Origin of the sequence: Alterinioella nitratireducens (assembly GCF_013155465.1) — a bacterium.
GTDB classification, from domain to species: Bacteria; Pseudomonadota; Alphaproteobacteria; order Rhodobacterales; family Rhodobacteraceae; genus Alterinioella; species Alterinioella nitratireducens.
This window is the reverse complement of the sequence record NZ_JABJVX010000001.1, coordinates 347,862-371,856: the sequence shown is the minus strand read 5'-3', so window position 1 is coordinate 371,856 and position 23,995 is coordinate 347,862. Positions and strand designations below refer to the sequence as shown.

Sequence of the window (23,995 nt, the reverse complement as noted above, 5' to 3'; positions counted from 1 at the left end):
CGTCCCTCGTTGATTGGGCTCGGGTTTACACAAGCGCGCCTGCACTGGCGAGGGAAAAACGCTCCTGTCAGAACAGCGCGGCAGAGACGATGCGCAAATGCGCCTTGGGCAGGATCACCAGCATCGCGGCGGCGTCCATCGTCAGGCGGACGCTGGCGGCCACGCTGCGGTTCGAGGTGCCGATGCGCCTGCCGGGCGCGAAATCCAGCCCGTCGATGGGCCATTCCAGCCCCTGCGACGTGCCGCTGACGGGGGCCATCGGAAAGAGCGAGACGCGCGTGCCGATGGGCAGGCGCAGGGTCATCTCGGCGGGGCAGAGGAAGACCAGATCAGCCCCGCCCAGGACGATCGCGCGCGGGGCCCGCTGCGCCATCAGCGTGTGCCAGGCGGCCAGTTCATGATCGTTGCGCCCGCCGGTAAACCCAAGCGCCAGCACGCCGGGCGCGTCAATGCGCGACAGCGCCTTGTGAAAATCCGTGCTCTCCTGCTCGGCCACATGTATAAAGGCCCCGTCAGGCAGCGAGACGCGGGCGTGATCCGAGATCGAATCGAGATCGCCGACAACCGCGCAAGGACGGTATCCGAGGCTCAGGGCAGCATCCGCGCCGCTATCGGCGGCCACGAGTTTCGGGGCGAGGCTTAAAGATTCGGCAAGATCGGCCGGGTTAAGGTCCCCCCCGCCCAATAATGTCACCAAGGTGTCAGATCGGATTTTGGACGATGAAGCTGGCAAGATATCGCCTTTTTTCCGGACAGAAATCAAAGAATGGCCCCAATGGTGACCGTTTTGAATGGAATAGATTTGTCAGAAGATTTCGCAAGAGTGTAAATTCCGGGGCCACGCCGGGAGGAGCAGAGGCAAGACCATGAGTGATGCAAACAAGATTTTGACGGTCTCCTACGGGACGTTCTCCTGCACGCTGGAAGGGTTCAACGATCCTTTCTCGGCGATGAAGGCGATCGCGGAATATTTCCGCGACCTGGCCGCGGGCGACAGGTTCTTCGGGGCCGAGCCGCCGACCCCCGACGCCGAGATGCTGCACCGGATCACCGAACAGGCGGTCAAGGCACGGGTCAATGCGCAGCTCTCCGAAACCGGGCTGATCCTGCGCCAGTCGGACGAAGCCTATGACAATACCGACGCCGCCCCCGAAGGCGCAATGGCCGAGGATGGCGATGCGGCGCGTGGCGTGGCCGAGGTCGAGGAGGACGACGCCAGCCCCGAGGAGGTCGCGGAAGCGGCCGAGGATGTGGCCGAAGACACCGCCGATCTGGCCGATGCCGCCGAGGAGGTGGCCGAGGATGCGGCGGAGTTGGCCGAGGCTGCGGGCGACCTGGCCGAGGCGGAGGCGTCTTCGGCTGAAGACGAGCCCGAGGATGGTCGCGAGCAGGCCCCTGCCGAGGCGGTCGCGCAGGATGAGGCCCTCGTCGAAGATACCGCCGCCACCGAAGTTGCCGCGGAAGACGAGTCCCTCGTCGCGGATTTCACGGCCCCCGAAGCCGCTGCCGAGGACACGACCGGCGACGACGCACCGGCAGAGGAAACCGCCGAAGATGCGGCGGAAAATTTCTTTGCCGAAAGCGACACGCCGGTTGAGGCCGAGGATGAGGACAGCGATGCCGCCGCCCTCGCCGCCGCCAGCGCCACTGCCGCAGCCCTTGCCGCCGGTGCCGCCGGTGCCGCTGATGCGGAAGAGGACGGGCAGGACGACCGGGCCGAGGGCGAAGACACGCTTTCCGCGGTCATGCAGGCGATGTCAGCCGCCGATGAGACTGTGCAGCACAGCGCCGGGGACAACCGCGCCGAGGAAGCCTTTGCCGAACCCGTCGAGGAAAGCTTTCCCGACCCCGACAGTGTCGCCGCGAAACTGGCCCGCATCCGCCGCGTCGTCGCGCTGGAGGAAGCCCGCGACCGCGATGACGAGATCGGATATAGCGAGGACGAGCACGCAGGCGACCCTTTTTCCGATGATCCCGAGGATGGGGATGATGAAGACGTCGCCGAGGTCGGGGCCGAGGTCGGGGCCGAGGTCGGGGATGACGACACTGACGATGCGGTGGCGCAGGATGCCGATGAAAACGCCTCGGACGCGTTGATCGCGGCGCTGGCGGCGGCAGGCTCCGACGACACTGCGGCGCAGGAGACGGGCGAGGCCGTCGAGGACGCGCCCGAAACGGGTGACGCGCCGGAAGCCGAGGCCGAGACCGAGACCGCTGATGAGGCCGAGACCGCCGAAGACACCGGCACCGAAGACGCCGCGCAACCGGCCCCCGCCGCCACAGCGCCGCGCGTCTGGGTGATCCGCGGCAAGACCAAAGCCGCCCCCGAGGCCGACGCCGAGAATGCGCCCACTGCCGACGCGGACGACACGGACACGGCCGAAGCCGGGGCCGATCCCTCGCCCACCGATCTCGACCCCGCGGACGAGGCCGAATTGCAGCGCGAACTGGCCGCGATCGAAGCCGACCGGCAAAGCCGCCGCGCCGAGCGCGAGGCCCGCCGCCAGCAACTGGAGGAGCGCTCGGAAACCGGCGACCCGGAGGAGGATGTGCGCCGCCTGTTCGAGGCCACCGACAGCCGCCTCTCGACCGATGAGAACAGCCGCCGCCGCGCCAATATCGGCCACCTGAAAGCCGCCGTCGCCGCGCGCGCCGCCGAGGAACAGCTGGCCGAGCCGCAAGCCCCCGAGGACGAGACCGAGCCTTACCGCGAAGACCTGGCCCGCGTCATGCGCCCGCGCCGGGTGCAGAAGGAGGGCCAGCGCCGCCTGGACCGCCCCGCCCCGGCCACCGCCCGGCCCGCGCCGCTGGTGCTGGTCTCGGAGCAGCGCGTCGACGAGACCACCGGCGAGGGCCGCGCCCGCGCGCTGCCCACCGCCACCGTGGTGCGCCCGCGCCGCGTGGTGAAAAGCAACCTCGCCGTCGCCCGCGATATGTCGCGCGACGAAGACCGCCATGAAGACGAAGACCGGGAGGCCGCGACCGGCACCCTGGACCTGGAGCCCGAGCAGGCCATCGCCCGGGTCGTCGATACGCCCGCCCCCACCGGGCCGGTGCTGGCGGATGATGAATTCGGGCGTTACGCACAGGAAAACGGCGCCAGTGAGCTGGTCGATGTCGCGGCTGCCGCCGCCGGGTTCGTGACGCATCGCATGGGCCAGTCCGTCTTTGGCCGCGCCGAGGTCGTCAACCTGGTGATCCAGGCCTCGAATAGCGAGATCGCGCGCGAGGATGCGCTGCGCGCCTTCGGCCTGATCCTGAATGACGGCCAGATCGAGAAGATCCGCCGCGGCCAGTTCCGCCTGACCCGGAAATCGGATTACTACCGCCGCTGACCGCAGGCCCCGATCCCGAACAGGGAAACCCCCGGCAGGCAATGCGCCTTCCGGGGGTTTTCTTTTGTCATCACCAGATGTCGGTCACCGGTCGGGTGTGTCGTCCCGGTCTCTGTCCGCATCCGGGTCGGGCTGGCCGATCCCCATGAAGATCGGCTTGAGCGGAATGATCCAGACCACCCCCAGGCCCACGAAGATCGCCAGTTGCAGCAGCACCGACTGCACCTCCAGGAAACTGGTCAGGAACCAGGCCACGGCGATGTAGCCGGGCAGGCCCAGGAGCAAGATCACCAGCGCCCAGCGGCGGCGCGCCTTGTAGGACAGGGCCATATCGGGCCTCCTTATCAGTCGGTCAGTCGGCGAAGGGGTCGGTCACCAGGATGGTATCCTCGCGTTCCGGGCTGGTCGAGAGCATGGCGACAGGGCATTGGATCAATTCCTCGACCCGGCGCACATATTTGATCGCGTTGGCGGGCAGGTCGGCCCAGGAGCGGGCGCCTTCCGTGGTTTCGGACCAGCCCGGCATCTCCTCGTAGACCGGCACGCAGCGGGCCTGTTGCTCGGCGGCGGTGGGCAGGTAGTCCAGCACCTCGCCATCCAGCGCGTAGCCGGTGCAGATGCGCAGCGTCTCGAACCCGTCCAGCACGTCGAGCTTGGTCAGCGCGATGCCGTTCACACCCGAGGTCGCGCAGGTCTGGCGCACGAGGACGGCGTCGAACCAGCCGCAGCGGCGCTTGCGCCCCGTGGTGGTGCCGAACTCATGCCCCCGTTCGCCCAGGCGCTGGCCGTCGGCATCCTCCAATTCGGTCGGGAACGGGCCTTCGCCGACGCGGGTGGTGTAGGCCTTGACGATGCCAAGCACGAAGTCGATCGCGCCGGGGCCGATGCCGACGCCGGTGGCGGCCTGGCCCGCGATGACATTCGATGAGGTGACAAAGGGATAGGTGCCGAAGTCGATATCCAGCAGCGCGCCCTGCGCCCCTTCAAAGAGGATGCGTTTGCCGGCGCGGCGCTTCTCGTTCATCACCTTCCAGACCGGCGCGGCGTATTCCAGAACCTGCGGCGCGATCTGGCGCAGATCGGCCAGCAGCCGGTCGCGATCGACAGGCGCGATGCCCAGACCCCGGCGCAGCGGGTTGTGATGTTGCAGCGCGCGGTCCACCCGCGCCTCAAGCGTCGCGTCATCGGCCAGATCGGCCACCCGGACCGAGCGGCGGCCCACCTTGTCCTCATAGGCCGGGCCGATGCCGCGCCCGGTGGTGCCGATCTTGGTGCCCGTGCTGGCGGCCTCCTCGCGGGCGCGATCAAGCTCACCGTGGATGGGCAGGATCAGCGGCGTGTTCTCGGCGATCATCAGCGTCTCGGGGCTGATCTGCACGCCCTGCGCGCGGATGGTCTCGATCTCACGCATCAGGTGCCAGGGGTCCAGCACCACGCCATTGCCGATGACGGACAGCTTGCCGCCGCGCACCACGCCCGAGGGCAGCGCGTGCAGCTTGTAGACGGTGCCATCGACAACCAGCGTGTGGCCCGCGTTATGGCCGCCCTGGAATCGCGCGATCACATCGGCGCGCTCGGACAGCCAATCGACGATCTTGCCCTTGCCTTCATCGCCCCACTGGGCCCCCACCACCACGACATTGGCCATGCTGTTCGTCCTTCCTGTCCGAAACTCCGCAGGCGGTATAGCGGCGCGGGAGGCGGGGTGAAACCGGAATCTGGCGCGGCGCGCGCGCGGTCAGGCAAGATTGCCTCCCATCCCGTGTTGTGCAAGATTTGGCGGATGTCGGGTGACATACGGGATGGGTGGGATATGACGGACGAAATGCTGCGCCGGACGCAGTTGCAGGATAACGCCGCCTTTCTGGCGCGCGCGCATGATTTCCAGGCCGATATCGAGATGCTGTCCAGCAGCGACCTTGTCGGCACCATCCTCGAAACCGTGATGCTGGCCGCGAACATGCGCTTTGCGGCGGTCGCGCGCGTGACCGAGGATCGCTGGGTCGCCTGCCGGACCGTGGACGAGGTCGATTTCGGCCTGGCACCGGGCGACGAGATCGAGATCCGGTCGACCTTCTGCCAATCGGTTCGGGTGACGCGGCAGAAAGTGCTGTTCAACGATGTCGCCACCGATGAGGTCTACCGGAACCACCCGATCGCGGCAAAGTTCGGCATCGTCAGCTACGCCTCGATCCCGATCCATCGCAGCGATGGCAGTTTCTTCGGCACGCTCTGCGCCATCGACACCGTGCCGCGCGACGTCAAGCACCCCCGCGCCGTCGCCATGCTGGAGATGTTCGCGGACCTCATCGGCCGCAGCCTGGAGACCGAGGAACGGCTGGAGGCACAGGAGGCGCATGTCGCCCATGAGCGCGAGATGGCGCGCATCCAGGAGGAATTCGTCGCCGTCCTGGGCCATGACCTGCGCAACCCGGTGGCCGCCCTCGACGCGGGCCTGCGGCTGCTGGCGAAGGAGCCGCAGACCGACAAGGCGCGCGATCTGCTGCCCCTGATGCGCGCCTCGGTGCATCGCATGAGCGACCTGATCGGCAATATCATGCTGCACGCGAAGAACCGTCTCGGCGGCGGCATCCGGGTCAACGCCGAGCCCGACGCGCCGCTGTCGCAGGCCATCACCCATGTCGTCGGGGAAATCCGGTCGGCCTTTCCCGAGAGGGAGATCGCGCTGGATCTGTCGATCACCCGTCCCGTGCACTGCGATGCCGCGCGGGTGGCGCAGGCGGTTTCGAACCTCGTGTCAAACGCCGTGCAGCATGGACAAGAGGGCGCCCCCATCGCGGTTCGGGCGGTGACGGATGCGCAAGGCGTCACTGTCTGTGTCGCCAACCAGGGCGAGGCCCTGCCCGAGGAGATGCGTCAGCAACTGTTCCAGCCCTTCCAGAGGGGCAACCGGGAAAGCGGCGGCGGGTTGGGGCTTGGCCTCTATATCGCGGGCTCCATCGCCGACGCGCAAGGCGGGCGGATCGAGGTGGACTGCGCGGACGGCACCACCACCTTCACGATTGCGCTGCCGGACCCCGTGGCACTGACATGAGGGGCGGCATGCGCATCACCGTCCGGCGAAACCCGTGCTGCACCTGCATCCATGGGCTTGCGGCGGCCTGTCGCATCTCATAAGTAGGCGAGAAAGCACACCAAGGCCCGGACCGATCCCCCCATGGAAAATGTCATTCTCGTCATCCACCTGATCCTCGCCATCTGCCTGATCGGCGTGGTGCTGCTGCAACGCTCCGAAGGGGGCGGGCTCGGCATGGGCGGCGGCGGTGGCGGCGGCGCGATGACGGGGCGCTCTGCGGCCTCGGCGCTTGGCAAGATCACCTGGGTTTTCGCGGTTGCCTTCCTGGTCACCTCGATCACGCTGACCATCCTGTCGGCGCAGAACTCGGGCGGCGGATCGGTGCTGGACCGGGTCACCGACGCGCCAGCGGAAGAGCCCGGCGATGCGCCCGTCCTTCCCGACCTGAGCGGCGACGGCCCGCTTCTGCCGCCATCCGATAGCGACGCGCCGCTGGTGCCGCCGCGCACCGAATGATCCAATAAATCTTGGGGGCCTGCCCCCTTTACTCAACATCATCTAGCGGCTGCCTTGCGGACGCGCTGCGAATCCTGTTATCCTCAAATCCCGTGAGTATCGGATTTCAGGACCGGGAATCGCCATTGCGATGCGGCGGTCCGGCACGGGGGGCAAGCACCATATGGCGCGTTTCATCTTCATCACCGGCGGTGTGGTCTCGAGCCTGGGCAAGGGGCTGGCCTCGGCGGCGCTCGGCTCGCTTCTGCAGGCGCGTGGATTCACCGTGCGGCTGCGCAAGCTGGACCCTTACCTGAACGTCGATCCCGGCACGATGAGCCCGTTCGAACATGGCGAGGTCTTCGTCACCGATGACGGGGCCGAGACCGACCTCGACCTCGGCCATTACGAGCGTTTCACCGGCGTGCCTGCCTGCAAGACCGATTCTGTCAGCTCGGGCCGGATCTATTCGGACGTGCTGGAGAAGGAGCGCAAGGGCGACTACCTGGGCAAGACCATCCAGGTGATTCCGCATGTCACCAACGAGATCAAGGATTTCATCCGCATCGGCGAGGATGACGTGGATTTCATGCTCTGCGAAATCGGCGGCACGGTGGGCGATATCGAGGGCCTGCCATTCTTCGAGGCGATCCGCCAGTTCTCCCATGACAAGCCGCGCGGGCAATGCATCTTCATGCACCTGACGCTGCTGCCCTACCTGGCCGCCAGCGGAGAGCTCAAGACCAAGCCGACGCAGCACAGCGTCAAGGAATTGCAGTCCATCGGCATCGCGCCCGATATCCTTGTCTGCCGCTCGGAACAGCCGATCCCCGAGAAGGAGCGCGAGAAGATCGCCCTTTTCTGCAATGTCCGCAAGGAGGCGGTGGTGCCCGCCTATGACCTCAAGTCGATCTACGAGGCGCCGCTGGCCTATCACCGCGAGGGGCTGGACCAGGCGGTGCTGGACGCGTTCAACATCTCGCCCGCGCCGCGCCCCGATCTGGGCATCTGGCAGGACGTGGCCGACCGCATCCACCACACCGAGGGCGAGATCAACGTCGCCATCGTCGGCAAGTACACGCAGCTGGAAGACGCCTACAAGTCGATCAAGGAGGCGCTGACCCATGGCGGCATGGCCAACCGGGTCAAGGTCAATGTCGACTGGGTCGATGCGGAAGTGTTCGACACCGAAGACCCCGCGCCGCATCTTGAGGGCTTCCACGCGATCCTGGTCCCCGGCGGGTTCGGCGAACGCGGCACCGAGGGCAAGATCAAGGCGGCGGAGTTTGCCCGCACGCGGAAAATTCCCTATCTGGGCATCTGCCTCGGCATGCAGATGGCGGTGATCGAGGCCGCGCGCAACCTGGCCAGGATGGAGGATGCGGGGTCCGAGGAGTTCGACTTCGAGGCCGGGAAAAAGCGGTTCACGCCCGTGGTCTACCACCTCAAGGAATGGGTGCAGGGCAATCATACCGTGTCCCGCAAGGTCACGGATGACAAGGGCGGCACCATGCGGCTGGGGGCCTATGACGCGGTGTTGAAGGACGACTCAAAAGTGGCCGAGATCTACGGCACCACCCGGATCGAGGAACGCCACCGCCACCGCTACGAGGTCGACCTGCGCTTTCAGAAGGCGCTTGAGGAAAAGGGCCTGATCTTCTCCGGCATGTCCCCCGATGGCCGCCTGCCCGAGATCGTCGAGGTCGAGGATCACCCGTGGTATATCGGCGTGCAATTCCACCCCGAGCTGAAATCCAAACCCTTCGCGCCGCATCCCCTCTTCGCCGATTTCGTGCGCGCGGCGGTGGACGTGTCGCGGCTGGTGTGACGAGCACAGACAGGGTAAGTCGAGCCGCCCCCATTACCGGGGCGGCTTTTCTTTGAACGCCGGTCCGCCGTCCTGCGACCCATGATCACGACATCCTTTTCTCTTCACGATCATTTTCCAGGAGGCCGCCCCATGCGCCGTTCCCTCAAGACCTTTACCGCCGCCCTTGCCCTTTCCGCCGCGACGGCCCCCGCCGCTTTCGCCGACGCCACCGCCTTCCAGGGGCTTTATGGCGGTTTTTCCATGGGGCTCAGCAGTGCCGACATCAACGCGATCACCGCCGATATCGACACCGGTTTCAGCGGCGATGTGTTCGTCGGCTACAACCACGCGATCGGCCCGAACTGGGTGATCGGGGGCGAGCTTGGCTATGGCCGGTCCCTCGGCCATGACATTCCGGCGCTTTTCCCCGCCTCGTTCGATGTCGAGAACCTAGTCACGGTCAGCGCGCGCGCGGGCTACGTGACCGGCAACACGATGATCTATGGCCGTCTTGGCTACCAGTCCGGCGACATGGCGATCAATTTCGCCCCCGGCACGCCCGAACTGGAGGGCCACGTCTTCGGCCTCGGGGTCGAGCACATGTTCGCGCAGAATTTCTCGGGCCGGATCGAGGTCACGCAGAGCGTCTGGGATGTCGATGGCGGCGGTGCGCCTCCGGGCACCGAGCTGGAATCGACCCGCGTCTCCATCGGCGTGGCCTATCACTTCTGATCCCCTCAACCCGAAATGGGGCGGCGCGCAATCCCCGGCGCGCCGCCCCTTTTTTCTCATGCGATGCTTTGAACCTTTACGCAGCGTCATCCGACCTATGGGCAGAAACCACCCCCGTCCAAGGAGGACGCCACGATGACCCGCCTGCCCCGCACCCTCGCCGCCGCGCTGATTGCCGGTGCCACTGCCACCTCAGCCCATGCCGATGCCGCGCTCTGGCAAGGCTTCTATGGCGGTCTATCTGTCGGCGCGGTCAATCCGACCGTGCCAGCGGCGACCGTCGATCCGGAAATCGCGCCGGGTTACGCCATTTTCGCGGGCTACAACCACGCCCTCGGCCCCAACTGGGTGCTTGGCGGCGAGCTCTCCTATGGCATGTCGGGCACCCATTCCATGGCCCCCTCACCGACCACGATCACGATGGAAAATACCCTGACGGCCAGCATTCGCGGCGGCTATGCGTTTGGCAATTCGCTGGTCTATGCGCGGCTCGGCTACCAGACCACGGATGTCGAGGTCAGCACATCCATCGGCGATTTCGAAGCCGAGGGCATGGTCTACGGGCTCGGCTTCGAACAGATGCTGGCCGAGAACCTGTCGGCCCGGATCGAGTATACCCATGCCGACATGGACCTGCGCCGGATCGGGTTCCCGAACACGACGAATTTCGACACCGACACGATCTCGGTCGGGATCGCGTTTCATTTCTGACACTTGCGAAACGGCCCCGTTTGCGTGTCAATTGCCCCGACCTGATCCGAGAGTGAGACGCAAGATGACCGCCCTGCCCTTCGCCACCTGCGATGTGTTCACCCACGCGCCCTATGGCGGCAATCCGCTGGCCATTGTCGAGGGGGCGGATGACCTGACCACCGCGCAGATGCAGCTGATCGCGCGGGAGTTCAACCTCAGCGAGACCATCTTCGTGCAGACGCCCGATGACCCCGCCAACGCCGCCAGGGTGCGCATCTTCTTTCCCACCGCCGAGATCCCCTTTGCCGGGCACCCCACCATCGGCTGCGCGATCCACCTGGCCAGGGCGCGGCAGGCGGGCGAGGACTGGACCGACCTGATCACGCTGGAGGAAATGGCGGGCCTGGTTCCCGTCACCGTCACCTGCAAATCGGGCAAGATCACTGCGCAGTTCACCGCGCCGGTGCTGCCGACCCCGCATCCCGGCCCCGTCGATCCCGACCTGATCGCCGACGCGCTCGGGCTGGAGCGCGCGCAGATCGGCTTTGACAGCCACGCGCCCGCGATGTGGGCGGGGGGGCCGGATTTCCTCTATGTGCCGGTGGCCAGCCTCGATGCGCTGGCCCGCGCGCAGCCCACGCAACCCGCCTGGGGCAGGCTGACGGCGCAAAGCAATGAATCGGTCTATGTCTATGCGCGGGGGAAGGATTGCGATTTCCGCGCCCGCATGTTCGCGCCGGGGCACGGGATTGCCGAGGATCCCGCCACCGGCTCGGCCTCGGCCATCCTTGCCGCGCAACTGCACGCCTCGGCGCAGATCGGGGAGGGCACGACGCGGTTCAGCTTGCATCAGGGCGTCGAGATGGGCCGTCCGTCGCAGATCGGCCTGAGCGTCGATTGCGAGGATGGAAAGGTCACGGCGATCCGCGTCGCGGGCACAGCCGTGCCGATCATGTCGGGGCGGATCACGCCGCCCGAGGCGTGAGTGCTTGGCAGATGCGCTGATCGGGACTATCTGACATCCATGTTTGCTGATCTGCTCAAGCGCCTGACGGCCCCCGACCCCGCCCCTCTGCCCGACCCGGAGGCGAAACTGGCGCTTGCCGCCCTTCTGGTGCGCATCGCGCGCAGCGACGGCAGTTATGATGACAGCGAAAAGGCCCATATCGACCGCATCCTGGCCGCGCGTCACGATGTCGGGCCGCTCAACGTCGCCAAGCTGCGCGCCGAGGCGGAAGTGCTGGAATCCGAGGCCCCCGACACCGTCCGCTTCACACGCGCCATCAAGGAGGCGGTGCCGCATGAGGACCGCGAGGCGGTGATCGAGGCGCTGTGGTCCGTGGTGCTGGCCGATGGCGTGCGCGACCACGAGGAGGACGCGATGCTGCGGCTGACGGCGAACCTGCTTGGCATCAACGACCGCGATAGTGCGCTGGCCCGCCAACGGGTCGAAGCGCGGGGATGATCGCCGCCCTGCCGATGTATGACCGGCCCGAGACGGCGGCGGCAACCGATCGTTATTGGGGCCTTATCCGCGACGGTTTGCGGGCGCGGGAGATCGACGCGCCCGATGACCTGACGCGCACGGATGACCTCTGGACGCTCTGGCAATCGCCCGATCTGGTGCTGGCGCAGACCTGCGGGTTGCCCTTCCGCGCACATCTTCACGCACAGGTGCAACTTGTCGGCACCCCCGATTTCGGCCTGCCGGGCTGTGCTCCTGGCTATTACAACTCGGTCATCATCGCGCGGGCGTCGGATGGCGCGGTGCCGCTGACCACGCTGATGGCGGGGCGCGTGGCGATCAACGAGGGGCTCAGCCAATCGGGTTGGGCCGCGTTCCACGATTTCGCGCAGAGCATCGGCATGACGCCCGCGCGGCCGCTCATTTCGGGCGGGCACCGTAACTCGGCCCGGATGGTGGCCGAGGGCCGCGCCGACATCGCCGCGCTCGACGCGCAGACCTGGGGGCTCATCCTGCGCCACGACGCCTGGAGCGAACGCCTGACCGAGCGCAGCTGCACAAGGAAAACCCCCGCCCTGCCCTATATCACCGCCAGGGGCCAGGACGCGGAGGCCATTGCGAACGCGGTCGAGGAGGCCATCGCGGCGCTCGCGCCCGAGGATCGCCAGATGCTTGGCCTGGTCGGGCTGGCCCGCATTCCCGCCAGCGACTATCTGGCGCAGCCGCTGCCGCCCGACCCTGCCGATATGCCCGAATACCCCGTCACTCCGGCGGATGACCACGGGTAACCCGCCAGAACGGCGTTGCAATTGGGCCGATAATGCGCACAAATCGCCAATGCTCCGGGGAGGGATAGGACCAACGTGACGCAAGAGACGCCGCCCGTCATCGAAATTACGGGCCTGCACAAGAGCTATGGCGCGCTGGAGGTGCTGAAGGGCGTCGACATGGCCGCCAGGGCTGGCGATGTCGTCTCGCTGATCGGCTCGTCGGGCTCGGGCAAATCCACGCTGCTGCGCTGTGCCAACCTGCTGGAGGACAGTCAGGAGGGCGAGATCCGCTTCGAGGGCGAGGCCGTGCGCTGGAAAGGCACGGGCCATAACCGCCGCCCCGCCGACGCGGGCCAGGTCCGCCGCATCCGCACCAACCTGTCGATGGTGTTCCAACAGTTCAACCTCTGGGCGCATATGTCGATCCTGCAAAACGTGATGGAGGCGCCGGTCACCGTGTTGGGCGAGGACCGCGCCGAGGTCGAGGCCCGCGCACGCAAGTTGCTCGACAAGGTCGGGATCGGCGACAAATGCGATGTCTGGCCCGCGCAACTGTCCGGCGGCCAGCAACAGCGCGCCGCCATCGCCCGCGCGCTCTGCATGGAGCCGCGCGCGCTTCTGTTCGACGAGCCGACCTCGGCGCTGGACCCCGAGCTTGAGCAGGAGGTCGTCAAGGTCATCAAGGATCTGGCCGGTGAAGGCCGCACCATGCTGCTGGTCACCCATGACATGCGGCTGGCCCGCGATGTCAGCGACCATGTGGTGTTCCTGCACCAGGGCCGGATCGAGGAAGAAGGTCCGCCCGACACGCTTTTTGGCGCCCCCAAGACCGAGCGCCTGCAACAATTCCTCAGCCATACCGTTTCGGCCTGAGGACGAACCGAACCAAATCAGGGAGTTACAGACATGAAAAAACTGGTTCTTTCCACCACCATCCTGGCGCTGAGCGCCGGGTTTGCGCTGGCCGACAGCCATGAGCGCACCATCCGCATGGGCACCGAGGGCGCCTATCCCCCCTACAACTTCATCAATGACGATGGCGAAGTGGACGGGTTCGAGCGCGACCTTGGCGATGAGCTTTGCGCCCGCGCCGAGCTGACCTGCGAATGGGTCACAAACGATTGGGATTCGATCATCCCGAACCTCACCTCGGGCAATTACGACACCATCATCGCGGGCATGTCGATCACCGACGAGCGCGACGAAGTGATTGATTTCACGCAGAACTACATCCCGCCGACCCCGTCGCTCTATGTCGCGCTCAGCGATGATGTGGACCTGTCCAGTGCCGTGATCGCGGCCCAGGCCAACACCATCCAGGCGGGTTACATCGCCGAATCCGGTGCCACGCTTCTGGAATACGCAACGCCCGATGAGACCGTGGCCGCCGTGCGCAACGGCGAGGCCGACGCGGTCTTTGCCGATGACAGCTTCCTGCTGGATATCACCGCGGAAGATCCCGACCTGATGGTCGTGGGCGACCCGGTGCCGCTTGGCGGTGGGATCGGCATGGGCCTGCGCGAGAACGATCAGGAATTGCTGGCAACCTTCGACGCGGCCATCACCTCGATGAAGGAAGACGGCAGCCTGAACGCGCTCTTGGTCGAGTGGTTCGGCGACGACGTGCCGCTCTACGACGACATGTAAGATCGGCGGGCGCAGGGCCTCTGCCTTGCGCCCGACCCCCTTTTCGCATCCCGAGGTCCGATGTTCGAGTTTTGCGCCGACCCCTCCACGCTGGAAACCGGCCCATGGTTCGCCTGCTATCTGACCAATGGCGTGCATCTGCTGTTCTATCAGAGCTTCCTGACCGTCCTTCTGCTGCTCGCCATCACCGCCCCCGTGGCGCTGGCCTTCGGCTTTGCCGGGGCCGCCGCCTCGCGCAGTCACATCGCGCCCCTGCGCTGGTTCGGCCAGGTCTACACCTCGATGGTGCGCGGCGTGCCGGATATCGTGTTCTTCCTCTTCTTCGTCATCGCGCTGGATCAGGCGCTGGAATGGATCAACCACCAGATCCGATGTCCCGACTGGGACGAGCCAATACGCCAGGGCGCGAATTTCACCGTCTGCCAGGCGGCCAAGATCCCGCTCTCCTCCTCGCCGCAATGGGTGCATGAGGTCTATAATTTCGGCGTCGCGGTCTTCACCTTCGCCATCGTTTTCGGGGCCTTCGCGGCCAATGTCCTTTTCGGGGCGATGCGGGCGGTGCCGCGCGCGCAGCTTGAAACCGCCGAGGCCTATGGCATGACGCGGCGGCAAAGCTTCTGGCGCGTGCTGGTGCCGCAGATGTGGATCTACGCGCTGCCGGGGCTTTCCAACCTCTGGATGATCCTGATCAAGGCCACCCCGCTTCTGTTCCTTCTGGGCGTGGAAGACATCGTCTACTGGGCGCGGGAGCTTGGCGGCTCGCGCACCTCGCAATTCGCCTATCCCCACCCGGATTGGCGGCTGTGGTATTTCCTTGCGCTGCTGATCTTCTATCTCGGCTTTACCCGGATCTCCGAGGTCGTGCTGGCGCGGCTCACCACGCGGCTCAGCCGGGGCCAGGCCACCATGGCAGGCGAAGCGCAGCGGAGGGCGGGGGCATGAGCTGCTGGGACACCGTTCAGGCCTATGCCTTCCGGTCCTTGGGCTATGGCGAGCGCCTGCTGCCGCGCGGCGAGATCACGCTGTGTGAACAGGTCACGCTGATCGGGTCCGGCCTGATCTGGAACGTCTATTTCGGGCTGGTGGCGCTGCTCACCGGTTTCGTCTTCGCGGTGACGCTGGCCGTGGGCAAGAACGCGACCCGGGCGTGGGCGCGCAAACCGGCGGAATGGTTCATCTTCGTCTTTCGCGGCTCGCCCCTCTTCATCCAGTTCTTCCTGGCCTATTACGCGCTGGTCAACCTGCCCGAGGAGATCGGCCGCTATGACATCAGCGCCTTCACCGACCCGTTCGCGCGGGCCTGGCTCGGCGCGGCCATCGTCCTCTTCCTCAACACCTCCGCCTATGCCGGCGAGATCTTCTACGGCGCGCTGCGTTCCGTTCCCAAGGGCGACCTGGAGGCCGCGGATGCCTATGGCCTCTCGGGCTGGAAACGCTTCCGCCGGGTGGTCTTCCCGACCACGATGCGGCTTGCCTGGCCCGCCTATACGAACGAGGCGATCTTTCTTTTCCACGCCACCACGCTGGTCTTCCTGTCGGGCTTTCCGGCCTTCCGGCAACAGGGCGACGCGCTCTATTACGCGCAGTATTTCGCGGACCGGACCTTCAACCCCTTCGTCCCCTACCCGATCGTCGCGGTCTATTTCATCATCGTGACGCTGAGTGTGATCGCGGGCTTTTCGCTGATCAATCGCCGCCTGAACCGGCATCTGCCCGGTGAAAGCCGCGCGCGCCTGAAATTCCGCCCCACCCTGATCCGCTGATCCGCCACAGATCTGCGCCCAAGTGACCGCCCGGCGCGGTTTTTCCTGTCCTTTTGCCCGCGCCCGATGTAAAGAAAAATGAAATACAGGCTTTCAAAAAGGTGAAACCATGACGCTTGCGCCCAATGTCTATGACGCCGAGCCGATCCCCGAGGCCGCCCGCGCCGAGATCGACCGCCTGCTGGCAACCGGTGACCTCTTCCGCTACACCGCGCCGGAAAACGCCCCGGTGGCGTTGCTGGAGCGGGAGTTTGCCAAGCTTTTGGGCACGAAATACGCGCTGGCCGTGTCGTCGTGTTCCGCCGCGCTGTTCCTGTCGCTGCTTGGCCTGGGGCTGAAACCGGGCACGAAAGTGCTGATCCCGGGCTTTACCTTCGCCGCCGTGCCGTCGGCGGTGATCCATGCCAATTGCCGCCCTGTGCTGGTCGAGGTCGGGCAGAACTACCGCATTGACTTGGAGGATTTCGCCGCCAAGCTGACCGATGAGGTCGGCGCGGTGATCATCAGTCACATGCGCGGGCATACGTCCGATATGGACGCCATCATGGCGCTTTGCGATGCCGCGGGCGTGCCGGTGGTCGAGGATGCGGCGCATTCGCTCGGCACGCTCTGGAACGGGCGCAATATCGGCACCCTGGGCCGCGTCGGCTGTTTTTCCTTCCAGTCCTACAAGCTGATCAATTCCGGCGAGGGCGGCATCCTGGTGACGGATGATGCCGACCTGGTCGCGCGCGCCGTGATCATGTCGGGCGCCTATGAGCATAACTGGGCCAAGCATATCGGCGGCAGCGATCCGGCGCTGGAGGCCGCGTTTGCCCGCTGGCAGAACAAGCTGCCGCTCTACAACCTGCGCCTGTCGAACCTCTCCGCCGCGATCATCCGGGCGCAATTGCCCGAGTTGGCCCGCCGGGTGCGCGATGGCCGCGCCAATCACGATTACGTCGCGGAGGCGCTGAACAGCTCGCCCTGGCTGGACGTGCCGCCGCCCTTGACCCCCGAGACCCGTGCGCCGGATTCGATCCAGTTCAACCTGGTGGGTTTTGCCGACGATGCCGAGGCGCGGGCCTTTGCCGATGCGGCGGCCGCGCGTGGCGTCAAGGTGCAGATTTTCGGGTTGAGCCGCGACAACGCGCGCGCCTTCTGGAACTGGCAATTCATCGAGGATCTGCCCGATCTGCCGCAGACCCGTGCCATGCTGATGCGCGCCTGCGACGTGCGGCTGCCCGCGCGGCTGACGCGAAGTGAGCTGGATTTCGTCGCCGGCGCGCTGATCGAGGCTGCCGAGGACATCAAGGGCATCACCCAGGCATACGGGACCTGAATTTTCGAAAATTCAGGGGAGAATTTTTCGAGAATTCTCCCCGCCCGGATCAGAGCTTGTTCAGTTTCGACTGAAGGTCGGCGAGCTGTTTCTTGATCTCGGCCAGTTCATCCTCCGCGTTGCCGCTCTCGTCACCCTCCTCATCGCGCGGCACGCCCATGCCGCCGGTCATCGCCTTGATGAACTGTTCTTGCTGCGCGCGCATCGCCTCGAAGCCCGGCATTTTCGCCATCGGGTTCATCGCGGCGATGTTCTCGACCATCTTGGACTGCCCGTCGCGCAGCATGTCGAAGGACATCGCCAGGAACTCGGGCACCACGCTTTGCGCCTGCGTGGTGTAGCTGCGCACGAGGTCGGTCAGCACCGCAATCGGCAGCACGCTTTCGCCGCGGCTTTCATGTTCGGCCACGATTTGCAGCAGGTATTGCCGTGTCAGGTCATCGCCCGATTTCAGATCGACGATCTTCACCTCGCGCCCGTCGCGGATAAAGCCCGAGATATCCTCCAGCGTCACGTAATCCGAGGTCTCGGTGTTGTAGAGCCTGCGGCTGGCATAGCGCTTGATCAGCAGCGGCGCTTTGGCGTCACTCATGGCAACCCCTCTCCCTTATCCGTTACACTGCAATGCAGCATTCGCAGCCTAGCCCGCTGGATTGAAAATGCAATCGCCATGCGGACATAAAAAAGAACGGCCCCCCTTTCGGGAGACCGTTCCTCTGGATGTCACGGGGGCAGGGTCGGGAGGAAACCCCGGGCCCCGTGATCGTCCTGTCTGTCGCTTACGCGGCGGTCGCTTTCTTGGCGGCGGTCGTCACGTCGGCGGTTGCTTTCTTGACGGCGGCAGAGGCTTCCTCGGAGGCTTCCTTGCCAGCGGCCATCATCAGCTCGACGGTTTCGACCTGCACCTTTTTCGCGATCTCGGCGAAGGAGGCGAGGTTTTCAGCTGCCATTTCGGCCTGCGCGGAGGCGAAATCGGTCATCGCCTTGGTGTAGTCGGTCGGCTCGGATTTGACCGAGGTCACGTCCGACATCTTGGCGAGGGTGTCTTTGGTCCACTTCGAGGAGATCTCGGTGGATTTCTCGGCGGCTTCCAGAGCGACTTTCGAGAACTTCTCGCCCATTGCGGCGGAGGTCTTGAACGCGTCGTTATAGGCGGTCATGTCGACCGGGAAGTTCGCCATTGCTTCGTTGACATAGGCGGTGAAGTCGGTGGTCTTTGCTTTGGCCATGGTCTTGCTCCTGATGTTCGCCCCGGTGCCGGGGGATGAATGTGTCGGTCCGCATTGCTGCGTCTGCAAAGAATATGCGCGCTGCGTTGCAGAATTTCAAGATATTTTTCTGCACCGCAGCATATTTTCGCAAAACCGTTCAAATTCAGGAGGTTGACCCTTCCAACACATAAGTTCCGGGGGCATCGCCGAGGATCTCATGGCCCGACTCACCGGGAACGCGGGCCGCGACCTGCGCGCCGGAGCGCTTTTTCAGCCAGGCTTCCCACCGCGGCCACCACGATCCCTCGTGGAACTCGGCGGCCTCTTCCCAGGCATCCGGGCCCTGCCCCATCTCGCCACTGGTGAAATGGCCGTATTTCTTCTTGGAGGGCGGATTGACGATGCCCGCGATATGGCCCGATTCCGACATGATGAAGGTCTTGTCCTTCGATCCGAATTTCTCGAACCCCACAAAACACTGCCGCCAGGGCGCGATATGGTCGGTCTTGGTGCCGATCGACATGACGGGCAGCTTGATGTCGCGCAGATGCACCGTCTCGCCCAGGATCTTGAAGCCATCCTCGGCCAGCGCGTTCTTCTGGCACAGCTCGCGCAGGTATTGCACCGCCATGCGCCCCGGCAGGTTGGTGCTGTCGCCGTTCCAGTAGAGCAGATCGAAAGCGGGCGGCGCCTCGCCCATCATGTAGCTTTTCACGGCGGGGCCATAGACCAGGTCGCGGGCGCGCAGGAAGCTCATGGTCTTGGACATGAAATAGCTGTTGAGGATGCCCTTTTCCGTCACCTGCCGTTCGATCGCATCGACGAAATCGTCCTGCAGGAAAACTGTGAACTCGCCCTGGTCGGAGAAATCGGTCAGCGTGGTGAAGAAGGTGGCCGACTTGATCGACTTGTCGCCGCGTTTCTGCATCCAGGCCAGCGCGGCGGACAGCGTGGTGCCCGCGATGCAATAGCCGACCGCGTTGACCTGTTTCTCGCCGGTGATCTCCTTGGCGGTCTCGACGGCCTGCACGTAGCCTTCCTCGACATAATCCTCCAGCCCGACATCGGCATAGCTGGGGTCCGGGTTCTTCCAGCTGACCACGAAGAGGGTATAGCCCTGTTCCAGCACCCACCGGATCAGGCTGTTCTTGGGCTTGAGGTCCAGAATGTAGAACTTGTTGATCCAGGGCGGGAAGATGACCAGCGGGGTCTTGTGGACCTTCTCGGTCAGGGGGGCATACTGGATCAGCTCCATCATCCGGTTGCGAAAGACCACCTTGCCTTGCGTCGCGCCGATGTTTTCGCCCACGGTAAAGGCGTCGGGGTCCGACAGCGTCGGCAGAAGCTCACCGTGATGCGCCTCGATATCGCGCACCAGGTTCTCCAGCCCGTCGACCAGGCTCTGCCCCTCGGTCTCGACCGCCTTTTGCAGCGCGTCGGGGTTGGTGGCCAGGTAATTGGTCGGTGCAAACAGGTCGATGATCTGGCGCGAGAAGAATTCGACCCGCTGTTTCTCCTTCGAATCCAGCCCGTCCAGATCCTTGACGGCCATGTTGATCGCATCGGCGTTCAGCTCGTATTGCTGGCGCACCAGGCGGAAATAGGGATGCGTGCGCCACATCGGGTTGGCAAAGCGGGGGTCGTCGGGCACGTCCTCATCCTCGGGGATCTCCAGCTGACCGGCGGCCAGCGCCTTCTGCGCCTCGGTGAAATGCTCCAGCGCGCGGCCCCAATAGGCCACCTGGTGGCCGATCAGCTTGCCCGGATTGGTCATCATGTCATTGAGATAGGCCGAGCCCGCCTTCATGTAGAAGTCCTGTCCCGGCCCGGTCAGTCCGGCATCGGTGGCCAGGTCCTTCTGGCCAAGGGCCGCGACCATGCGTTTAGACAGCTCCTCCATGCGGGCGAGATTGGCATTCAGCCGGTCGAGATTCTCCTCCGTCCCGGTCTCGGTCGTGTCGTCACCTTGTGCCATGGCTTGATTTTACCCTCTCGATGCTGCATGTGCATATTAGCCTTGCCGGGGTGAGGGGGCAAAGCGACGAATTGAACCGGGCCAAGCGTGACCGGGCAAATCACAGTTTTGCAGGAGTCCCACGGGGATGAAATACCTACTTACATACGACATGATGGAATCGATCCGCGTGTCCAACCAGTGGCTCGGCGCGACCGCCCGCGCGATGTGTTCCTACCCGCAGCTTGGGCTGGTCGCGAATCCGGCCATCAAGATCACCGCCGCCTGGGGCGAGGTGATGGAACGCAGCTTCGAGCGCATGGTCGTCAAGCCCGACTGGAACATCCAGATCATGACCGGCGCCGACGGGCGCGACCATTCGGTCGAGATCCAGGTGGTGCAGAAACGCCCCTTCGGCGACCTGATCCGCTTCAACGTCGCGGGGCGCGAGCCCACGGGCCGCAAGGTTCTGCTGGTGGCGCCGATGTCCGGTCATTATGCGACCCTCCTGCGGTCGACCGTCCTCAGCCTATTGCCCGATTGTGACGTCTATATCACGGATTGGCACAATGCGCGTGACATCCCGGTTTCGGTCGGCAAGTTCGACGTCGAGGATTATACCCTCTACCTCGTTGACTTCATGAAGGAAATCGGCCCCGACACGCATGTGATCGCGGTCTGTCAGCCCGCGCCCCTGGCGCTGGCCGCCACCGCCTACCTGGCCGAGGAAGACCCCGACGCGCAGCCGCGCACCCTGACGCTGATCGGCGGCCCGATCGACCCAGACGCGGCGGCGACGGATGTGACCGATTTCGGCAACCGCGTCACCATGGGCCAGCTCGAACAGCACGTGCTGCAACGCGTCGGCTTCAAGTACAAGGGCGCGGGGCGGATGGTCTATCCGGGCCTGCAGCAGCTTTCCAGCTTCATCGCCATGAATGCCGAGAAACATGCCAAGGCCTTCACCGACCAGATCATGCGCGTCGCCAAGGGCGAGGCGTCCGAACACGACAAGCACAACCGGTTCTACGACGAGTATTTGGCCGTGATGGACATGACGGCGGAGTTCTACCTCTCCACCGTCGAACGCATCTTCAAGGGGCTGGAGATTGCCGAGAACCGCTTTACCGTGGCGGGCAAACAGGTCGATATCGGCAAGATCACCACCGTGGCGGTCAAGACCGTCGAGGGCGGCAAGGACGATATCTCGGCCCCCGGTCAATGCGTCGCCGCGCTGCGGCTATGCACCGGCTTGCCCGAGTCCAAGAAGGCCAGCTACCTGGAACCCGATGCGGGCCATTACGGGATCTTCGCGGGCAAAAGCTGGCGCAACAAGATCCGGCCCCTGGTGCTGGATTTCATCGACGCGAATTGCGACGTGCCGAAAACGCCGGTGACCTCGGGCGTCGCCGCCGAGTAGGCCGGGCCATGGCGCGCGGCGGCACGGATATCGGGTTTTCCTGCCGCTGCGGCGCGTTGACGGGCACGCTGAAATCCGTCGATCCCGATGAAGGCACCCATGCGCTGTGCCATTGTGCAAGCTGCCGCCGCGCGCTGGACCTCTATGGCATCCCCGGCACGCGGGCAGAGGGGGTCGGCATCTTCCAGACCACCCCCGACAGGATCGCGATCGCACAAGGGGCCGAGCATCTGGGCGTCATGAAACTGTCGCCCAAGGGCCTCTACCGCTGGTATGCCAAATGCTGCGGCACGCCGATGTTCAACACCGCGCGGGGCCCGAAACCCGCCTTTGTCGGCGTGCAGACATCCTGCCTGTCCGAGATCGCGCCGCTCGGGCCTGTCCTGGCCGAAGGGTTCATGGACACCAAGCCAAGGCATATCGGGCTGGCGCGCATGATCTGGCGCTTCTACCGCCGCGCCCTGGCCGCGCGCCTTGGCGGGCGCTGGCGTCAGACACCGTTCTTCGACGAGACCGGCGCGCCGGTCGCCGAGCCCGAGCTTGCCCCTAGGCGGACAGCCACACTCTGAACGCCTCAAGGCTCGCGCCGGGTGCCTCCTGCGTCAGCAAATGCCCTGCATCTTCAAGGATCTCCAGCCGCGCGCCGGGGATCAACTGGGCCATGAATTCATGCCGTCGCGGCGGGCACATCCGGTCATGCGCGCCGCCCATCACCAGCGTCGGCACCTGCACCCGGCGCAGCGTGCCCTGCTGATCGGGGCGGCGTTGCAACGCGCGCATCTGGTCGCCGAACTGCTCGGCCCCGGCCTCCAGCCCCATGCGCACAAACCCGTCCTGAATGCCGGCGCGCCCCGGACCTGGGGCGAGGGTCTGTGCGGGCAGGAACTCACGCAGCACCTCCTCCAGCCGTCCGCCCCTGGCCCGCGCGATCAGCACCTCGCGGCCTGCCGCCATGTCGGGCGTGTCGGTCAGCGGGTCGGTCGCCATCAGCGCCAGACGGGTGACGCGGGCCGGCGCCTTGCGGATGACCTCCATCGCCACGATGCCGCCAAGCGAAAGACCCGCCAGCGCGAAGCGTTCCGGCGCGGCCTCCAGCACCGCCTCGGCCATGGCGCGCACGCTGTCATGCCCGGCCAGGCATGCGACCTGCACCGCGCGCTCGCGCGACAGCGCCTCGATCTGGGGCGCGAACAGACGCGCATCGCACATCATGCCCGGCAGAAAAACCAATGGGTCCAATTTGATACGCCTCACAGCTCACAGGTTGCCGGACGGGTGTGCGCCAGCCGCGGGGGCGGGGTCAATGCGAAACGCGCCGCGCGGGCCGGTTTACCGCGCGACGGTCACGAATTGCGCCCCGTCCCACCGCTGCCGCGCGATGCAGGCCGGTTGCAGGCCAAGCACGGAGCAGGTGGCCGGATCCACGCCAAGCAAGATGTCGCTGTCACTCTCGCTGGCGACCCGCGCGCTGAGTGCAAGCACCTCATATGGTCCGTTGCCCGCCCCGATCGCGGAGGAGACGAAAACCGAGGTCAGGCAGTTGGACGCCCCGCAATTGCCGCCGCCGCGCAGATTGGCAAGATCGCCTTGCTGGCACGAGACGCCCGACCAATGCACCATCACATCCTCGACCCCGTCACCGTCGAAATCGCTGCGCCCGATGGCATCGGCGCGCACCTGCGCCGCGCCGGAACAGATGCCGGTGACATAGTCCAGCATCGCCTGTTCCATGTTGGTGGCCCCCGAAGATGGCCTGTCGCGCAGGGTCTGCATGGTGATCGCGGCGTGCGTCGGCAAGGGCGCGCCCGAGGCGATCCAGTGGCTGTCGCAGAAATTGATCGCGCCCGCCACCGAGCTGGACAGCCCCGCAGCGGGCAGGTCGCCGACCAGCGCGCCCTCGGCCCAAAGCTGCGCCTCGCCGCCCGCCAGAAGCGCCGTGATCAGCGGGTCGCCGATCGAGATCTGCGTGGACCATTCGCCCACCATCTCGTTCCAGCGCACATCCGGCAGCTGATAGCCGGTATTGCCGATGACGAAGATCACGTCGTTGCGCGGGGCGTTATTGGCCCAGTTTGCCTCGCCCGGCACGCCGATGGTCTGGTTCATCGAAATCTGGATGATGTAAGGATCATACGGCCCCCCGCCCTCGCCATAGGACCAGTCCGCGCCGGGATAGTGATCGGCGCAGTTGAAGCTGATCGGCCCGCCCTCGATGCCTGCGCCCGCGAAGAACCAGCCCTCGGTGAAATCGGTCCGCACGGTCCAGCCCTGCGCGGAAGCCGCACCCGCCAGCACCAGCGATGCCAGCGCGACCAGCCCTGCCTTGAAAACGCCCATGACGA

Annotated in this window: 24 protein-coding genes; 16 read left to right on the top strand and 8 right to left on the bottom strand. The window is 65.5% G+C overall.

The window, feature by feature from the left end:
* Positions 1–67: 67 nt before the first annotated feature.
* Entirely contained in the window at positions 68–694 is a 627-nt protein-coding gene (locus HNS34_RS01790; RefSeq protein ID WP_328700458.1) for a thiamine diphosphokinase, read from the bottom strand.
* A 172-nt stretch (positions 695–866) separates the two neighbouring features.
* Between HNS34_RS01790 and HNS34_RS01785 the strand changes: the two genes are divergently transcribed.
* Complete coding sequence (locus tag HNS34_RS01785; protein ID WP_172317386.1) at positions 867–3,335, top strand: midas domain-containing protein; 2,469 nt, start codon at positions 867–869, stop codon at positions 3,333–3,335.
* 84 nt (positions 3,336–3,419) lie between these two features.
* On the opposite strand, the gene HNS34_RS01780 is transcribed toward HNS34_RS01785, so the two are convergent.
* The gene (locus tag HNS34_RS01780) at positions 3,420–3,665 is read right to left on the bottom strand and encodes a DUF2842 domain-containing protein (protein WP_172317384.1); all 246 of its coding nucleotides are present in this window, start codon (positions 3,663–3,665) and stop codon (positions 3,420–3,422) included.
* Positions 3,666–3,687: 22 nt separating this feature from the next.
* Entirely contained in the window at positions 3,688–4,983 is a 1,296-nt protein-coding gene (locus HNS34_RS01775) for an adenylosuccinate synthase (protein WP_172317382.1), read from the bottom strand.
* A 165-nt stretch (positions 4,984–5,148) separates the two neighbouring features.
* Here HNS34_RS01775 and HNS34_RS01770 point away from each other — a divergent pair, with 165 nt between their 5' ends.
* From HNS34_RS01770 to HNS34_RS01710, 13 genes are all read left to right on the top strand, one after another.
* On the top strand, positions 5,149–6,390 hold the full coding sequence (locus tag HNS34_RS01770; RefSeq protein WP_172317380.1) for a GAF domain-containing sensor histidine kinase: 1,242 nt from the start codon (positions 5,149–5,151) through the stop codon (positions 6,388–6,390).
* A gap of 123 nt (positions 6,391–6,513) precedes the next feature.
* Positions 6,514–6,888 (top strand): preprotein translocase subunit SecG, encoded by a 375-nt coding sequence (gene secG / locus HNS34_RS01765; protein WP_172317378.1) that lies wholly within the window; start codon positions 6,514–6,516, stop codon positions 6,886–6,888.
* Between the two features lie 163 nt (positions 6,889–7,051).
* Positions 7,052–8,695, top strand: coding sequence for a CTP synthase (locus HNS34_RS01760; protein WP_172317376.1), 1,644 nt, complete (start codon positions 7,052–7,054; stop codon positions 8,693–8,695).
* Between the two features lie 132 nt (positions 8,696–8,827).
* Positions 8,828–9,409 carry an outer membrane protein gene (locus tag HNS34_RS01755; RefSeq protein ID WP_172317374.1) on the top strand — a complete coding sequence of 194 codons (582 nt, stop codon included), beginning with the start codon at positions 8,828–8,830 and terminating at the stop codon, positions 9,407–9,409.
* 135 nt (positions 9,410–9,544) lie between these two features.
* Positions 9,545–10,120: a porin family protein gene (locus tag HNS34_RS01750; protein WP_172317372.1), complete on the top strand. Its 576-nt coding sequence runs from the start codon at positions 9,545–9,547 to the stop codon at positions 10,118–10,120.
* Between the two features lie 52 nt (positions 10,121–10,172).
* A complete protein-coding gene (locus HNS34_RS01745; RefSeq protein WP_328700453.1) occupies positions 10,173–11,087 on the top strand; it encodes a PhzF family phenazine biosynthesis protein in 915 nt (304 codons plus the stop codon).
* Positions 11,088–11,126: 39 nt separating this feature from the next.
* The gene (locus HNS34_RS01740) at positions 11,127–11,567 is read left to right on the top strand and encodes a tellurite resistance TerB family protein (RefSeq protein WP_172317370.1); all 441 of its coding nucleotides are present in this window, start codon (positions 11,127–11,129) and stop codon (positions 11,565–11,567) included.
* Complete coding sequence (locus HNS34_RS01735) at positions 11,564–12,355, top strand: phosphate/phosphite/phosphonate ABC transporter substrate-binding protein (RefSeq protein WP_172317368.1); 792 nt, start codon at positions 11,564–11,566, stop codon at positions 12,353–12,355. The genes HNS34_RS01740 and HNS34_RS01735 overlap by 4 nt, the downstream gene beginning before the upstream one ends.
* A 75-nt stretch (positions 12,356–12,430) precedes the next feature.
* Positions 12,431–13,210: an ABC transporter ATP-binding protein gene (locus tag HNS34_RS01730; protein ID WP_328700452.1), complete on the top strand. Its 780-nt coding sequence runs from the start codon at positions 12,431–12,433 to the stop codon at positions 13,208–13,210.
* 33 nt (positions 13,211–13,243) lie between these two features.
* The gene (locus tag HNS34_RS01725; protein ID WP_172317366.1) at positions 13,244–13,984 is read left to right on the top strand and encodes a transporter substrate-binding domain-containing protein; all 741 of its coding nucleotides are present in this window, start codon (positions 13,244–13,246) and stop codon (positions 13,982–13,984) included.
* Positions 13,985–14,044: 60 nt separating this feature from the next.
* Positions 14,045–14,926 carry an ABC transporter permease gene (locus HNS34_RS01720; RefSeq protein WP_172317364.1) on the top strand — a complete coding sequence of 294 codons (882 nt, stop codon included), beginning with the start codon at positions 14,045–14,047 and terminating at the stop codon, positions 14,924–14,926.
* On the top strand, positions 14,923–15,747 hold the full coding sequence (locus HNS34_RS01715; protein ID WP_172317362.1) for an ABC transporter permease: 825 nt from the start codon (positions 14,923–14,925) through the stop codon (positions 15,745–15,747). Before HNS34_RS01720 ends, HNS34_RS01715 begins: the two co-directional genes overlap by 4 nt.
* 109 nt (positions 15,748–15,856) lie before the next feature.
* On the top strand, positions 15,857–17,068 hold the full coding sequence (locus HNS34_RS01710; protein WP_172317360.1) for a DegT/DnrJ/EryC1/StrS family aminotransferase: 1,212 nt from the start codon (positions 15,857–15,859) through the stop codon (positions 17,066–17,068).
* A 49-nt stretch (positions 17,069–17,117) separates the two neighbouring features.
* On the opposite strand, the gene phaR is transcribed toward HNS34_RS01710, so the two are convergent.
* The 3 genes from phaR to HNS34_RS01695 form a co-directional block, all read right to left on the bottom strand.
* On the bottom strand, positions 17,118–17,660 hold the full coding sequence (gene phaR / locus HNS34_RS01705; protein WP_172317358.1) for a polyhydroxyalkanoate synthesis repressor PhaR: 543 nt from the start codon (positions 17,658–17,660) through the stop codon (positions 17,118–17,120).
* 187 nt (positions 17,661–17,847) lie between these two features.
* Positions 17,848–18,297, bottom strand: coding sequence for a phasin family protein (locus tag HNS34_RS01700; protein ID WP_172317356.1), 450 nt, complete (start codon positions 18,295–18,297; stop codon positions 17,848–17,850).
* 145 nt (positions 18,298–18,442) lie between these two features.
* Positions 18,443–20,254, bottom strand: a complete 1,812-nt coding sequence (locus tag HNS34_RS01695; protein WP_172317354.1) for a PHA/PHB synthase family protein — start codon at positions 20,252–20,254, stop codon at positions 18,443–18,445.
* Positions 20,255–20,381: 127 nt separating this feature from the next.
* Between HNS34_RS01695 and phaZ the strand changes: the two genes are divergently transcribed.
* Together phaZ and HNS34_RS01685 are read left to right on the top strand one after the other, a co-directional pair.
* The gene (gene phaZ, locus HNS34_RS01690) at positions 20,382–21,653 is read left to right on the top strand and encodes a polyhydroxyalkanoate depolymerase (RefSeq protein WP_172317352.1); all 1,272 of its coding nucleotides are present in this window, start codon (positions 20,382–20,384) and stop codon (positions 21,651–21,653) included.
* A complete protein-coding gene (locus tag HNS34_RS01685; RefSeq protein WP_172316748.1) occupies positions 21,605–22,222 on the top strand; it encodes a DUF6151 family protein in 618 nt (205 codons plus the stop codon). The genes phaZ and HNS34_RS01685 overlap by 49 nt, the downstream gene beginning before the upstream one ends.
* Here HNS34_RS01685 and HNS34_RS01680 read toward each other — a convergent pair.
* Positions 22,200–22,907, bottom strand: a complete 708-nt coding sequence (locus tag HNS34_RS01680) for an alpha/beta fold hydrolase (protein WP_328700451.1) — start codon at positions 22,905–22,907, stop codon at positions 22,200–22,202. The two genes, HNS34_RS01685 and HNS34_RS01680, sit on opposite strands and share 23 nt — an antisense overlap.
* A 75-nt stretch (positions 22,908–22,982) precedes the next feature.
* Entirely contained in the window at positions 22,983–23,990 is a 1,008-nt protein-coding gene (locus HNS34_RS01675) for a hypothetical protein (protein WP_172317350.1), read from the bottom strand.
* Positions 23,991–23,995 lie beyond the last annotated feature (5 nt).